We start from the raw sequence: 14,229 nt of genomic DNA on the forward strand, positions 1-14,229 counted from the left end.
AAATGCGTCAGGGGACGCCGGGCGGCACGAACGGCAGGCCGCCGTCGGCACCCTTCTCTATCAGCCGCAGCAGAGCCTCGGTGTCGACGTGTTCCTCGACGGCGTCGGCGAGCCGGTCCAGCATGCTCTCCCGCAACGCGCCGAAACCCGGTGCCCCGGCGGCGGGTGACCAGTCCGCGACCTCGCCCAGCCAGGCGCGGCGGAAACCGTCGTTCTCGAAGGCTCCGTGCCACATCGTGCCCCACACCGCGCCCCGCCGGTATCCGTCCAAAAAGGACTCGGCGGGGCCGGTGGCGGTCACGGTGCCGTGGTGGATTTCGTACGCCTGCACGGGTTGCCCGCGCCAGGAACCCGTCGGGCGGGCCAGCACCTTGTCCGGGCTGAACGAGACGCTGGTGGGCAGCAGACCGAGACCGGGAACCGTTCCCGCGCCGGATTCGACGTCGTCCTCGATTTCGGCGGCCAGCATCTGGTACCCGCCGCAAATGCCCAGTACCGGACGCCCTGCCCCGGCCCGGGCGCGAACGGCGTCCGCCAGGCCGCGCGCACGCAGCCACGCCAGGTCGTCCACGGTCGCGCGGGAACCCGGCAGGATCACCACGTCGGCGGAAAGGACTGTGTCCGGATCGGCGGTCAGCGCGACCGAGACCCCGGGCTCGGCGGCGAGCGCGTCGACGTCGGTCGCGTTGGAGGCACGCGGAAAACGCACGACGGCGACCCGGAGCGACCCACCCGAAGCGCCCCAGCCCGCGGCTGCGAGCGCGTCCTCCGAGTCGATCCACACCTGGTCGAGCCAGGGCAGCACGCCGAAGACCTCGCGGCCGGTGAGCTTTTCCAGCGTCTCCAGTCCCGGCCGCAGCAGGCCGGCGTCACCGCGGAACTTGTTGACCAGCCAGCCCGAAACCAGCGCCTGGTCTTCGGCGGAAAGCAGGGCGAGGGTGCCGAACATCGCGGCCATGACGCCGCCGCGGTCGATGTCGCCGACGACGACCACAGGCAGGCCGAAGCGCCGCGCCAGCCCCATGTTGACGTAGTCGCCTTCGCGCAGGTTGATCTCGGCCGGGCTGCCCGCGCCTTCGCACAGCACGACGTCGAAGCGTCGTCGCAACGAAGAAAACGTGTCGAAGGCGATCTCGGCGAGGCCTTCCCGCCCCGTGGCGTACTCCCCCGCTTCCAGCGTGCCGAACGGTCTCCCGAGCGCGACGACGTGGCTGCGGCGATCGCTCCCCGGTTTCAGCAGCACCGGGTTCATCGCGGCTTCGGGTTCGACGCGGGCCGCCCGCGCCTGGAGCCATTGCGCGCGGCCGATCTCGGCGCCGTCCGCGCACACCATCGAGTTGTTCGACATGTTCTGGGACTTGAACGGCGCGACGCGCACGCCCCGGCGCGCGAGCCAGCGGCACAAAGCGGCGGTGACCAGGCTCTTGCCCGCGTCCGACGTCGTCCCCGCGACGAGCAGGCCGCTCACCGCGTGACCGCCACCGCGACGGCGAGCGCGGCGAGACCGACCGCCCTCGACAACCGGACCGCGCGGCGCACGTCCACCGGTTCCGGCTCGCAGCCGTCGCCGAGGACGCCGCGGCGTTCGGTGCGTCCGCCGTAGCTGTTCGTCCCGCCCAGCCTGATCCCGAGCGCACCGGCGAAGGCGGCCTCGACCTGGCCCGCGTTGGGGCTCGGATGGTGCTTCCCGTCGCGCCGCCAGATCCGGAACGCGGGTTTGGCGAAACCGCCGGCCAGTGGCGCCGACGCCACGGTGAGCGCCGCGCCGACCCGGGACGGCACCAGGTTCGCCAGATCGTCGGTCCTCGCCGACGCCCAGCCGAAGTTGGCGTACTTCGGGGACCGGTAGCCCACCATCGCGTCGAGCGTGTTCAGCGCGCGGTAACCCAGCAGGCCGGGGATCCCGGCGACCGCCCCCCACAGCAGCGGCGCGATGACCGCGTCCGAGGTGTTCTCGGCGATGGACTCGGTGGTCGCCCGCGCGAGTTGTCCGGTGTCGAGCCCGGTGGCGTCGCGGGCGCACAGATGCGAGAGCCGCTGCCGCGCGGCAGGCAGGTCGCCGTCGTCGAGCAACCGGGCCATGCGGGTGCCCTCGGCCGCGAGCCCCTTGCCGCCCAGAACCACCCAAGTGGACGCCGCGGTGAGCGCGAAGCGCGCGAACGGACGCTTCCGGGTCAAGAACTGGGCCGCGACCCCCAATCCGGTGACGGTGCCCGCGCAGACGGCGGTGTACGCCGCGCCCCGCACCTTCGAATCGGCGTAAACCCGCTGTTCGAGGGCTTGCGCGGCCCGCCCGAAGCCCGCGACCGGATGCCTCCTCCGTGGATCTCCGAACACTGCGTCGGCGACGTAACCGGTCACGAGTCCGGCTGCGGTGGCGGCTTGTCGGAGTGGCACGTGGCGAACCGTAGCGCGTGCACGAGAATGCGGGGTATGACCAAGCTGACGCATCGCCTCGCGAAGGTCCTGGAGACCCTCGCGCGGGCACTTCGCCGCTATTCGCGCGACGACGGCAAGGTGCTGATACTGGGCGGCGTCCGCTCTGGGAAGTCACACCACGCCGAGCGGCTCGCGTCCCGCCACCCGCACCTGACCTACATCGCGCCCGGGCTGCCGCCGAGCGCCGAAGATCCCGAATGGGCCGCCCGGGTGGCCGCGCACCGCGCACGGCGGCCGGGCCACTGGAAGACGGTGGAGACCACCGACCTGGCCACGGTGCTGCGCACGGCCACGCATCCGCTGCTCATCGACTGTCTCGGCACGTGGATCAGCCGGGTGCTCGACGAGGTCGGCGCCTGGGAGCAGCGCAAGGGCTGGGAACGGCGGCTCGACGACCGGCTGGAGGACTTCCTGGCGGCGTGGGAGCAGGCCGACGTGCCGGTGATCGCGGTCAGCAACGAGGTCGGCAGCGGTGTGGTGCCCGCGACGGTGTCCGGACGCGTGTTCCGTGATGTGCTGGGCGCGGTGAACAACCGGGTGTCCGCCGTGTCCGACCGGACCGTGCTGGTCGTCGCCGGACGGATGCTCGACCTGCCTTAGGAGCTGCCATGCGTATCGCCCTCCCGGACGCCGCCGCCGAAGCCGCGGCGCGCACCAGACTGGACGGCCTGGTCAAGCCGCTGGGTTCGCTCGGACGGCTCGAAGACCTGGCCGCCTGGCTGAGCGCCGCGCACGGCGTCGTCCCGCCACGGCCGCTCGACGACGTCCGCGTGGTCGTGTTCGCCGGGGACCACGGGGTTTCCGCGATGTCGGCGTATCCGCGCGAGGTCACCGCGGCGATGGTGCGGGTGTTCCTGGCCGGGAAGAGCGGCGTCGGCGTGCTGGCCAAGCTGTCCGGGGCGACGGTGCGGGTGTGCGACATCGCGGTGGATTGGGACGGCGCGGACGTGCCCGCCGAGGTCACCGCGCACAAGGTCCGGCGGGGGTCCGGTGCGATCGACGTCGAGGACGCGCTCGCCGAGGGCGAGGCGCGGACGGCGTTCGACCATGGGCTGGCGATCGCGGACGAGGAGATCGACGGCGGCGCGGATCTGCTCATCCCCGGCGACATGGGGATCGGCAACACGACGATCTGCGCGGCCGTGGTCGCTTCGGTGCTCGGCCTGGCGGCGGAAGAGGTCGTCGGCACGGGGACCGGGATCGACGAGGACGGTCGCGCGCGGAAGGTCGCGGTCGTCGAGGCCGCGCTGGCGCGGGCCGGAGCGCTGAAGGATCCCTTCGCAGTGCTGACCGCGCTCGGCAGCGCTTGTCTCGCCGCGACGGCGGGCTTTCTCGTGCAGGCCGCGGTCCGCGGGGTTCCGGTGCTGCTCGACGGCGTCTTCTCCGGGGCCGCGGCGCTCGTCGCCCGCGAGATCGCGCCAGGTGCCGAGCGGTGGTGGCTGGCCGGGCACCGGTCGACCGAACCGTCGCAGGCGTTCGCGTTGAAGGCGCTCGGGCTGGAGCCGATCCTCGACCTCGGGCTGCGGCTCGGCGAGGGCAGCGGTGCCGTGCAGGCGGTGCCGACGCTGAGGGCGGCGCGGGCGATCCTCGCGGACATGGGCCTGCTGGCGGATCTGGCTTGATCGCCGACGCGCTGAAGATGGCCGTCGGCACCCTGACCACCGTCCGGGTGCCGGCGCCGGGGGTGATCGACCGGCGGGTGGCGGGCGGCGCGATGGTGCTCGCCCCGCTGGCCGTCGTGCCGCTCGCGGCCGTCGCCTCGGTGCTCGTTTTCCTGGGCGAGTTGGTCGGTCTGCCCGCGTTCGCGTCGGCGGCACTCGCGTTGGGCGCGGTGGCGCTGGGCAGCCGCGGCCTTCATCTGGACGGGCTCGCGGACACGGCGGACGGGCTCGGTGCTTCGTACGACCGCGTGCGGGCGCTGGACGTCATGCGGCGCGGCGATTCCGGGCCGACCGGGATCGCGACCCTGGTGCTGACGTTGCTCGTGCAGACCGGCGCGCTGGCCGGGGCGATCTCGGCCGGGCACGGGATCGCGGCGGTCGCGACGGCGGTCATCGCCGGACGCGGGGTGCTCTCGCTGTGCTGCGCGCGCGGCGTCCCCTCGGCCCGGCCGGAAGGACTGGGCGCGACCGTCGCCGGTTCGGTGCCGGTGTGGACGGCGACGGTGGTGTTCGCCGTGCTCGTGGGCGCGTCGGCGCTGGTACTCCCGTGGTGGCAAGGGCTCGCCGCGGTGGCGTTGGGGTACCTGGCCGCGGCGGCGTTGCTGGCGCGGTGCGTTCAGCGGCTGGGCGGGGTCACCGGGGACGTGCTCGGGGGTTGCGTCGAGGTCGCCGTCGCGGGGGTCTTGCTGGCTTTGTCGTTCTGAAAGACGGATCTCGCGTGCTCAGAGACGTGACTCGCGTGCTTGGAGACCGAACTTCGTGTGCGGCTTCCAATCACGCGAGTTCCGTGTCTGAGCACGCGAGTCACGACTTTTCTCGCGGCACGATCGTGTCCGTCGCCAGTTTCTCGTCGATGTCCGGCAACCAGAAGCACAGCTCGAAGGTCTTCATCCCGGCCCAGAGACCGAATTTCCGTCCCTGCGTGACCAAGGTGAGCGACGCGAACACGAGCAGCACCGCGATCCCGGCGGCGATGAACGGACGTTTACCCGCGAAGATCTCGACGATCGCGGCGACGGCGCCGAACAGCAACGGCGGCGCGCAGTTGCGCACCATGAGACCGGACGCGCGCACCCGCGAGACGTCGGCCGCGACCTCCTTGTCCTGCAGTTGCAGCGCGCACAGCAGGAGATGCGGGTTCTCCTTCAGGAACGGGCGGTCCTTCGCCGCGGGCATCCGGCGGACGAACTCCTTCGCCGCGTCCCGGCTCCGCCGTCGCGGCACGATCCGCTCCAGCGCCTCACCCAGCGGATAGGCCAAATAGCCCAGCAGGAAGCTCAGCAGCACGATCACGACGACCAGCACCACGGTGGGCACGCCACCGATGCTCGCCGCGGTCAGGAGGTGGAGTTTCGTCCCGAGATAGCCGAAGAACGCGACGTACAGCGCGCCGGGGATGGTGTAGGCGAAGAGATCGAAGACGCCGATCGCGAAGTTCACCGGCTCATCCAACCACTGTCGTGCGCGGGTCGTGAGTGGCGTTTCGGGTTAGAACCCGAAACGTCACTCACGACCCGCCACGCACCCAAGAACGCGTCCACCGTCTCCCGGTCCCGCACCGCGATCCGCAAGTACCGCGCGTCCAGCCCCGGGAAGGTGTCCCCCCGACGGACGGCGAAACCGTTCTCCCTCAACCGTTCCCGGACACCGTCGGCGCCAGGGAGCCGCACGAGCACGAAAGGACCCCGCGGCTCCCCCAGCACCTCGACCCCCAGCGCGGTCAGGCCCGAAACCAGGTACTCCCGATCCGCTTCCGCCGCCACCGCCAGCTTTTCGGCTTCCTCCAGCGCGGCAGGACGACAGCACGCCACCACGGCGACGGCGGCGAGCGACGACACCGACCACGGGGGCTGGACCGCGCGCAGGCTGTCCACAACGGACTCGTCCGCCAGTACGTATCCGGCGCGCAGACCGGCGATCCCCCACGTCTTCGTCAGGCTGCGGAGGACGGCGAAACCCGGTTGTCCCGCAACGCTTTCGGTCTCGCCGGGGACGGCGTCGAGGAAGGCCTCGTCGACGACGACCAGCCGGCCGGGGCGGCCCAGCGCGAGCAGGTCCGCGGCCGGGTGCAGCACGGAAGTCGGGTTCGTGGGGTTCCCGACGAAGACCAGGTCCGCCTCCTCCGGGACCCCGCCCAACCGGAAGCCGTCGTCGGGTGACAGCAGCACCCGGTGCACGGGATGACCGGCCGCGCGCAGAGCGGCCTCGGGTTCGGTGAACTGCGGGTGCACGACCACCGCACACGACGGCCGCAACGCCGTGGCCAGCAGTGTGAAGGCTTCGGCCGCGCCGGAGGTCACCAGCACCTGGGACTCCGGCAAAGCGTGTCGCCGCGCCACCGCCACCACAGCGGCGGTGACGTCCGGATAGGCGGCGAGATCGCCCAGGGCCGCCGCCAGTTCAGCGCGCAGCCAAGCGGGTGGCGCCGGGAGGCGGACGTTGACCGCCAGATCGACGAGACCTTCACCGACCTCGCGATCGCCGTGGTGCCAGAGGTCGTAGTCAGCCATGGGCGCGCACCGCGGCGGCGAACCGTTCGGCGAGTTCGGGGTAGCCCGCCCAATGGACGTGCAGGTACGACGCGTGCAGTGACGCCGACGCGAAACCGTCGGGAGTGCGATCCCAGCCCCAGGCCGGTGTCGGGCCGCTGCCGGGTTCGATGATCGTGCGGTGGAATTCGTGCCCGGTGACGCGTTGCCCCGCGACGGCGAGCACGCTGTCCGCGGGCGAGAAAGCCTTGCGGTAGCCGAGCTTTCCGCGTTTCGTCATGGTGGCCGAGGCGTCCAGGACGCCGGTCATCGGCGTCCCGTCGATGTCCTGGCACAGGTACAGCAGTCCAGCGCACTCCGCCACGACGGGCATTCCGTCACCGACCGCCCGCGCGACCGCGGTCCGTAGCGGGACGTTCGCCGACAGTTCTTCTGCGTGGACCTCGGGGAAGCCACCGCCGAAGTACAGCCCGGCGCAGCCTTCGGGAAGTTCCTTGTCCTGCAACGGATCCACGTCGACGACATCGACACCGGCGGCGGCGAGCAATTCGACGGCCTCGGTGTAGCGGAAGGTGAACGCGGGACCGGCCGCCGCGGCGACCACCTTACGGCGCCCGTCATACGCGAACGGAGGCCGCCAAGGCTCCCCCGACAGCCGCGAAGCCGACCGGGCGACCTGCACGACCGCGCCGAGGTCCACGCCCTCGCTGATCCATGCCGCCAGCTCCGGCAGCAGCCGTTCCGACTCGCTCGCCCGTTCCGCCGCCGGGACCAGGCCGAGGTGACGGCTGGGCGCGTGGATCTCTTCGTTGCGGTACAACGTTCCCAGCAGTGGGACGCCGGTCGCCTCCAGCGCGGTGACGATCTCGTCCGCGTGCCGTTGCGAGCCCAGCTTGTTGAGGATGACGCCGGCGAGCCGGACGCGGGTGTCGTACTGCGCGAACCCGAGCACGGTCGCGGCGACACTGCGCGACGCGGCCGACGCGTCCACGACGAGCACCACCGGCGCGTCCAGCAGCCGCGCCACATGCGCCGTCGACGCGTATCCCTCGGTGCCGAGCGCCCCGTCGAACAGGCCCATCACACCTTCGATGACCGCGATGTCGGCACCGGCGGAACCGTGCCGCAGCATCGGGATCAGCCGATCCTCGCCCTGGAGGAACGGGTCGAGGTTGCGCGGGGGCCGTCCGGTGGCGAGGGCGTGGTAGCTCGGGTCGATGAAGTCGGGGCCGACCTTGTGCCCGGAGACCTTCAGCCCCCGCGCCCGCAGCGCCGCCATCAGGCCCGCGGCGATCGTGGTCTTGCCGTGCCCGGATCCAGGCGCGGCGATGACCACGCGGTTCACCATTCGATGCCTCGCTGGCCCTTTTGCCCGGCGTCCATCGGATGCTTCACCTTCGTCATCTCGGTGACCAGGTCCGCCGCCTCGATCAGCTCCGGCGGCGCGTACCGGCCGGTGATCACCACGTGCTGGTGCCCGGGGCGTCCGGTCAGCGTCGAGACGACGTCGTCCACTTCGAGCCAGCCCCATTTGAGCAGGTAGCTGAATTCGTCGAGGACGTAGAAGTCGTGGGTTTCGGCGGCCAGCCGGCGTTTGATCTCGGCCCAGCCCTCACGGGCGTTGGCGGCGTGGTCCTCTTCGGAACCGGACTTGCGCGCCCAGCTCCAGCCTTCGCCCATCTTGTGCCACTCGACCGCGCCGCCCTGTCCGGTGTCGTCGTGCAGCTTGCCGAGCGCGCGGAACGCGGCTTCCTCGCCGACGCGCCACTTCGCCGATTTGACGAACTGGAACACGCCGATCGACCAGCCCTGGTTCCACGCCCGCAGCGCCATCCCGAACGCTGCCGTGGACTTGCCCTTCATCTCGCCGGTGTGCACGGCGAGCAGCGGGCGATTGCGGCGCTGACGGGTGGTGAGCCCGTCGTTCGGCACCGTTTCCGGTTTGCCCTGTGGCATTACGCCGCCCTTCCCGAGAGATGAGTACGGACGGCGCCCGCGAGGGTGTCCGCGGCGACCTCGGCGACCGGGACATGTTCCGCGCCAAGGTGTTCCGCCAGTTCGGCGGCGAGCCCGAGCCGCATTTTCCCGCTCTCGCAGTCCATCACGATCGAGGTCACGTTCCCGGCCAGCAACCCGGCCGCCTGACGGGCGCGCTGGACGGCGTCGGCACCGCTGGTCGCGCGGCCGTCGGTGACGACGACGAGCAGCGGACGCCGCAACGGATCACGGACGGCTTCGATCCGCAGGACCCGGACCGCTTCGAGAAGTCCCTCGGCCAGCGGCGTACGGCCGCCGGTCGCGAGACCGTCCAAACGGGACGCGGCGGCATCGACGCTGATGGTCGGCGGGAGCGCGAGTTCGGCACCGGAGGCGCGGAAGGTCACCAAGCCCACCTTGTCGCGACGCTGGTAGGCGTCGAGCAGCAGCGACAGCACGGCGGTCTTGACCTCGCGCATCCGCTGCCGCGCGCCCATCGAGCCGGACGCGTCGACACAGAACAGCACCAGGTTGCCCTCGCGCCCTTCCCGCCGCGCGAACCGGAGATCCTGCGGTCGCACCACGAGTCCGGCGCCACCGCGGCCGCGGGATCGCTGATGTGGCGCGGCCGCGCGCACGGTCGCGAGCAGATGCGGATGCCCGTCCTTGGTCCCGGCGGGCTGGACGCCGATGGTCCGGCCGTTGTCGGTGATCGCCCTCGACCGCCGTCCGGCGGCGCCTTCACCGGTGCCCTTCACCTCGAAACGCCTGGCACGAAAGGCTTCCCCGGCTCCGACCGGCTTCTGGTCGCCGCCGCTCTTGCCGCCGCCCGACGGTTCCTGGCCGCCGCTCTCCGACTGCGGAGCCTCGCCGCCCTCAGGAGGGGCACCGGAACCGGGGCCGTCGTCGTCCGGACCGGGGCCTTCCGGTTCGGCGTCCTGCAACGCCTGTTCCAGCTGCTCCTCGGAGATCCCGGGCGCGTCGAAGGGATTGCGGCGACGGCGATGCGGCAACGCGAGCCGGGCCGCGACCCGGACGTCTTCGGTGGTCACCTCGGTGCGCCCGGCCCAGGCGGCGTGCGCGACCGCGGTCCGCGCGGTCACGATATCCGCGCGCATCCCGTCGACCTCGAAGGACGCGCAGACCTCCGCGATCTGCCGCAGCGCGTCGTCCGGCAGTTTGACCGACGGCAGAAGCCGTTGTGCCGCTTCGATGTCCGCGGCGAGCTCGGCGTCGGCCGCGGCGTACTGGCCGGCGAAACCGTCGGGGTCCGCCTCGTAGGCGAGCCGACGGCGGACGACCTCGACCCGCAGTTCGGGATCCCGGCTCGACGCGACCTCGACGGTGAGCCCGAAGCGGTCCAGCAGCTGCGGCCGTAGTTCGCCTTCCTCGGGGTTCATCGTGCCGATCAGGACGAACCGGGCCGCGTGCGACACCGAGACACCCTCGCGCTCGACGGTCGCGCGCCCCATGGCGGCGGCGTCGAGCAGCGTGTCGACCAGGTGGTCGTGCAGGAGGTTGACCTCGTCCACATACAGCAGCCCGCGATGCGCGGCCGCGAGGAGACCGGGCTGGAAATCGGTGACGCCGTCCGTGAGCGCGCGTTCCAGGTTCAGCGAACCGATCACGCGGTCTTCCGCCGCGCCGACCGGCAGCTCCACGAGCCGCGCGGGACGGCGGTGCGCGGGCGAACCTTCGGCGTGCGGACCATCGGGGCAGGCCGGATCGGGCTCGACGGGGTCGCAGGAGAACCGGCACGCGTCCACCACGTCGACACCGGGCAGCAGACCGGCCAGCGCGCGCACCATCGTCGACTTCGCCGTGCCCTTCTCCCCGCGCACCAGGACTCCGCCGACCGCGGGCGAGATCGAGGAAAGCACCAGCGCCAGGCGCAGATCCGGCATCCCCACAACGGCGGTGAACGGGTACGGCTTCACAGCTCTCCTGTCGTCGACGACCTCTGGCCGATCATCGCATAGGAAATCCGTCATCTACCGTGACCGAGGTGCGCGAAAAATCACCCATGACGGTCGTCGGGATCGGGGCCGACGGCTGGCCCGGCCTGTCCGAGCGGGCCAAGGAAGCACTGCTCGGCGCCGACGTGGTCGTGGGCTCGCCGCGTCAGCTCGCGTACCTGCCCGCCGGGATGAAAAGCGAACCCTGGCCCAGCCCGCTCCTTCCCGGCCTGGACGCCTTCCTCGCCGAGCGGGAAGGCCGTGTCTGCGTGCTGGCCAGCGGCGATCCCCTGCTGTCCGGCATCGGCACGACGCTGATCCAGCGCGGCTACGACGTCGAGGTCCTGCCCGCGCTCTCCTCGGTCACGCTCGCCCGCGCGAAACTCGGCTGGCCGGCGGAGGAGACCGAAGTGGTCACCGTCGTCGGCCGAGCGATCGGCAGGGTGAACCGCGTACTCACCCCCGGCCGGAAGATCCTCGTCCTCGGCGCGAACGCCGAAGACCTCCTTGACCTGCTCAAAGCCCGCGGTTACGGCAAAAGCCGCGTCACCGCGCTCTCCGACCTCGGCGGTCCGGACGAGCGTGTCGGCCCCGGCACGCTGACCGTGTTCGCCATCGAGGCCGACGGACCCGCGCTGCCGCTGACCGGCCTCCCTGACGACGCCTTCGAGCACGACGGGCAGCTCACCAAACGCGACCTCCGCGCGTCCGCGCTGGCCAGGCTCGCGCCGACACCCGGCGAACTGCTGTGGGACGTCGGCGCGGGTGCGGGCAGCGTCGGTATCGAGTGGTCCCGCGTGCATCCCCTGAACCGGGCGATCGCGATCGAGCGGTCGCCGGAACGGGCCGCCAGGATCACCCGGAACGCGCACGCGCTCGGCGTACCGGAACTCGACGTGGTGATCGGAGCGGCACCGGAAGCCCTCGAAGGGCTGAGCAGGCCGCATGCCATCTTCCTCGGTGGCGGGTTGACCGTGCCCGGTGTGCTGGACGCCTGCCTGGCGACCGGCGCGCGGATCGTGGCGCACGGCGTGACCCTCGAATCCGAACAGGCCCTGGCCCGCGCGTACGGCGAGCACGGCGGGGAGTTGATCCGCGTCGCCGTCGAACAGGCGGCGCCGCTGGGTGGATTCACCGGCTGGACCCCGGCGCGGGTCGTCACACAATGGAGTTTTCGGAGCAAACCTTGACAGTGCACTTCATCGGCGCGGGTCCCGGCGCGGCCGACCTCATCACCGTGCGGGGCCGTGACCTGCTCGGCCGCTGCGAGACCTGCCTGTACCCCGGGAGCATGACACCGACAGCGCTCTTGGAGTACTGCCCGGACGACGCGGTGCTCATCGACACCGCGAACCTCGACCTGCCCGCGATCGTCGAGTGCATGGTCGAGGCCCACGAGAAGGGCCACGAGATCGCGCGGCTGTGCTCGGGCGATCCGTCGATCTACAGCGCCGTCGCCGAGCAGATGCGCCGCCTCGACGCGGCCGGCGTTCCCTACGACGTCACGCCGGGCGTCCCCGCGTTCGCCGCCGCGGCCGCGCTGCTCAAGCGTGAACTGACCGTGCCCGAGGTCGGCCAGAGCCTGGTCGTCACGCGGGCCCAGGCCCGGTCCACCGCCATGCCACCGGGGGAAACGCTGGCGAACTTCGCGCGCACCGGCACCACCCTCGCGCTGCATCTGGCGATCAACCGCGTCGAGCAAGTAGTCGACGAATTGCGGCCGTTCTACACCGACGACTGCCCGGCGGCGGTGGTGGCGCTGGCGAGCCAGCCCGGTGAGCAGGTGCTGCGCGGCACGCTCGGCACCATCGCGGCGCAGTCCCGCGAGGCCGGGATCAGCCGCGCGGCGATGATCTTCGTCGGGGAAGTCCTTGCCGCCGAAGGGTTTCCCGACAGTTTCCTGTACTCGGCCACCCGCGATCGCGCCAACCAACCGGAGTCGCTGTGAAGAACCTGCGCTGGGGCCTGCTGGCCGCCGGGACCATCGCCGCCGAGTTCGCGGCGGGCGTCGAAGAGAGCGAACACGGTGTCCTCGAAGCCGTCGCCGCGCGATCCGGTGACCGGGCGGCCGAGTTCGCGAGCCGCTTCGAGATCCCGAAATGCTATGGCGCCTACGAAGACCTGCTCGCCGATCCGGACGTCGACGCGATCTACATCTCGACGCCGCATCCGCTGCACGGCGAATGGGCGATCCGCGCGGCCGAAGCGGGCAAGCACATCCTGTGCGAGAAGCCGCTGACGATGTCCGTCGCCGAAGCCGAGAAGGTCATCGAAGCCGCCCGCGCGAACGACGTCTTCCTCATGGAGGCGTTCATGTACCGGCTGCATCCGCAGATCCGGCGGCTGGCCGAGCTGATCTCCTGCGGTGCCATCGGCGAGGTCCGCGCCGTGGACGTCACCTTCAGCTACCACTTCGCCGTACCCCGGCTCACCGATCCCGCGCTGGGCGGTGGCGGGATCTTCGACGTCGGCTGTTACTGCACGTCACTCGCGCGGCTGGTCTCGCAGGCGGCGACCGGGCAGGACGTCGTCGAGCCCGAAGAGGTGCTCGGGATGGCGAGGCTCGACGAGAACGGCGTCGACGAAGTCGCGTTTGGGCTCCTGCGGCTGCCCGGCGGGATCCTCGCGCAGCTGGCCTGCGGCTTCCAGCTGACGCAGGACGACCACATCCGCGTGTACGGCTCGGAAGGGCAGCTGTACGTGCCGAAACCGGCGTGGATCCACGAAATGCGCAAGCCGAAGACGTCGCAGATCGTCCTCACGCCAGAAGGCGGCGAACCCGAGGCGATCGAAGTCGAAGCGACTCAAGGCCTCTTCGCTCGCGAAGCCGACCACGTCGCCGCGCACCTCGAAGACCGCCAGGCGCCTGAACTCACCTGGGCGGAAACGCTCGCCAACCTGCGCACGCTGGAACGGTGGCGCGCGGCCGTGACGCGATGAAGCTGCTGATCCTGGGCGGAACCGGCGAGGCGCGCGAGCTCGCGAAGGAACTGGTGGCACGCGGCGAGCACGTCGTGTCCTCACTCGCGGGCCGCGTCGCGCGACCGAAGCTGCCGGAGGGCGAAGTCCGCGTCGGCGGCTTCGGCGGTCCGGCGGGTCTCGCGCGCTGGCTGACCGAGAACGACGTCGACGCGGTGATCGACGCCACGCATCCCTTCGCCGAACGCATCGGCTCGAACGCGGCCATCGCGACGCGGGAAACGGGAACACCGCTGCTCAGGCTCGCCAGGCCCGGCTGGACCGAACAGCCCGGCGACACCTGGCACTGGGCCGACGACCTCCACCACGCCGCGCGGCTGCTCCCGGCGCTCGGCGAACGCGTGTTCCTCACCAGCGGACGTCAAGGGCTCGCCGCCTTCGCCGGGCTGGATCTCTGGTTCCTGATCCGCTGCGTCGATCCGCCCGAGGCGCCACTCCCCCGCCGTCACGAAATCCTGCTGGACCGCGGGCCGTACACGGTGGAGAAGGAGCGCGCGCTCTTGGCGAGGCACGGCGTCGAGGTCCTCGTCACCAAGGACAGCGGTGGCGAGATGACCGCGGCGAAGCTCACGGCGGCTCGCGGGCTCGGCCTCCCGGTGGTCGTCGTCCAGCGGCCGCAGCGACCGGAAACGGCCAGCGTAACGACAGTTCAGGGCGCTATAACCTGGTTGAGCGGCACGGCGAAGGGCAGCCCTGCGTAAGCCGTTCGGACCAGACCCGTTAGCGTTG

At 71.4% G+C, this 14,229-nt stretch carries 14 protein-coding genes; 7 read left to right on the plus strand and 7 right to left on the minus strand.

The features are described from left to right. Positions 1-7: 7 nt before the first annotated feature. Together AC069H_RS34045 and AC069H_RS34050 are read right to left on the minus strand one after the other, a co-directional pair. A complete protein-coding gene (locus AC069H_RS34045) occupies positions 8-1,468 on the minus strand; it encodes a cobyric acid synthase (RefSeq protein WP_478235063.1) in 1,461 nt (486 codons plus the stop codon). Then, entirely contained in the window at positions 1,465-2,397 is a 933-nt protein-coding gene (locus tag AC069H_RS34050; protein WP_478235064.1) for a cobalamin biosynthesis protein, read from the minus strand. Before AC069H_RS34050 ends, AC069H_RS34045 begins: the two co-directional genes overlap by 4 nt. Positions 2,398-2,433: 36 nt before the next feature. On the opposite strand from AC069H_RS34050, the gene AC069H_RS34055 reads away from it, so the two are divergent. From AC069H_RS34055 to AC069H_RS34065, 3 genes are read left to right on the plus strand one after another with little or no spacing between them, the layout of a single operon-like run. Next, positions 2,434-3,039 carry a bifunctional adenosylcobinamide kinase/adenosylcobinamide-phosphate guanylyltransferase gene (locus tag AC069H_RS34055; RefSeq protein WP_478235065.1) on the plus strand — a complete coding sequence of 202 codons (606 nt, stop codon included), beginning with the start codon at positions 2,434-2,436 and terminating at the stop codon, positions 3,037-3,039. A gap of 8 nt (positions 3,040-3,047) precedes the next feature. After that, a complete protein-coding gene (cobT, locus tag AC069H_RS34060) occupies positions 3,048-4,061 on the plus strand; it encodes a nicotinate-nucleotide--dimethylbenzimidazole phosphoribosyltransferase (protein WP_478235066.1) in 1,014 nt (337 codons plus the stop codon). Beyond that, the gene (locus tag AC069H_RS34065; protein WP_478235067.1) at positions 4,058-4,804 is read left to right on the plus strand and encodes an adenosylcobinamide-GDP ribazoletransferase; all 747 of its coding nucleotides are present in this window, start codon (positions 4,058-4,060) and stop codon (positions 4,802-4,804) included. The genes cobT and AC069H_RS34065 overlap by 4 nt, the downstream gene beginning before the upstream one ends. A gap of 100 nt (positions 4,805-4,904) precedes the next feature. On the opposite strand, the gene AC069H_RS34070 is transcribed toward AC069H_RS34065, so the two are convergent. From AC069H_RS34070 to AC069H_RS34090, 5 genes are read right to left on the minus strand one after another with little or no spacing between them, the layout of a single operon-like run. Then, the gene (locus AC069H_RS34070; protein ID WP_478235068.1) at positions 4,905-5,540 is read right to left on the minus strand and encodes a hypothetical protein; all 636 of its coding nucleotides are present in this window, start codon (positions 5,538-5,540) and stop codon (positions 4,905-4,907) included. Beyond that, the gene (gene cobC / locus AC069H_RS34075) at positions 5,537-6,610 is read right to left on the minus strand and encodes an Rv2231c family pyridoxal phosphate-dependent protein CobC (RefSeq protein ID WP_478235069.1); all 1,074 of its coding nucleotides are present in this window, start codon (positions 6,608-6,610) and stop codon (positions 5,537-5,539) included. The genes AC069H_RS34070 and cobC overlap by 4 nt, the downstream gene beginning before the upstream one ends. Beyond that, the gene (locus AC069H_RS34080; RefSeq protein WP_478235070.1) at positions 6,603-7,937 is read right to left on the minus strand and encodes a cobyrinate a,c-diamide synthase; all 1,335 of its coding nucleotides are present in this window, start codon (positions 7,935-7,937) and stop codon (positions 6,603-6,605) included. Before AC069H_RS34080 ends, cobC begins: the two co-directional genes overlap by 8 nt. Next, entirely contained in the window at positions 7,931-8,545 is a 615-nt protein-coding gene (cobO, locus tag AC069H_RS34085) for a cob(I)yrinic acid a,c-diamide adenosyltransferase (protein ID WP_478226535.1), read from the minus strand. Before cobO ends, AC069H_RS34080 begins: the two co-directional genes overlap by 7 nt. Further along, a complete protein-coding gene (locus AC069H_RS34090) occupies positions 8,545-10,503 on the minus strand; it encodes a putative cobaltochelatase (protein WP_478235071.1) in 1,959 nt (652 codons plus the stop codon). The genes cobO and AC069H_RS34090 overlap by 1 nt, the downstream gene beginning before the upstream one ends. Positions 10,504-10,562: 59 nt before the next feature. Here AC069H_RS34090 and cbiE point away from each other — a divergent pair, with 59 nt between their 5' ends. The 4 genes from cbiE to AC069H_RS34110 are packed head-to-tail and all read left to right on the plus strand — an operon-like array spanning position 10,563 to position 14,201. Then, positions 10,563-11,711, plus strand: coding sequence for a precorrin-6y C5,15-methyltransferase (decarboxylating) subunit CbiE (cbiE, locus tag AC069H_RS34095; protein WP_478235072.1), 1,149 nt, complete (start codon positions 10,563-10,565; stop codon positions 11,709-11,711). Beyond that, entirely contained in the window at positions 11,708-12,469 is a 762-nt protein-coding gene (gene cobM / locus AC069H_RS34100; protein WP_478235073.1) for a precorrin-4 C(11)-methyltransferase, read from the plus strand. The genes cbiE and cobM overlap by 4 nt, the downstream gene beginning before the upstream one ends. Next, a complete protein-coding gene (locus AC069H_RS34105; RefSeq protein ID WP_478235074.1) occupies positions 12,466-13,461 on the plus strand; it encodes a Gfo/Idh/MocA family protein in 996 nt (331 codons plus the stop codon). Before cobM ends, AC069H_RS34105 begins: the two co-directional genes overlap by 4 nt. Then, positions 13,458-14,201 (plus strand): cobalt-precorrin-6A reductase, encoded by a 744-nt coding sequence (locus AC069H_RS34110; RefSeq protein WP_478235146.1) that lies wholly within the window; start codon positions 13,458-13,460, stop codon positions 14,199-14,201. Before AC069H_RS34105 ends, AC069H_RS34110 begins: the two co-directional genes overlap by 4 nt. The last annotated feature ends 28 nt before the right edge of the window (positions 14,202-14,229 follow it).

Source organism: Amycolatopsis sp. NPDC043887, assembly GCF_056435665.1.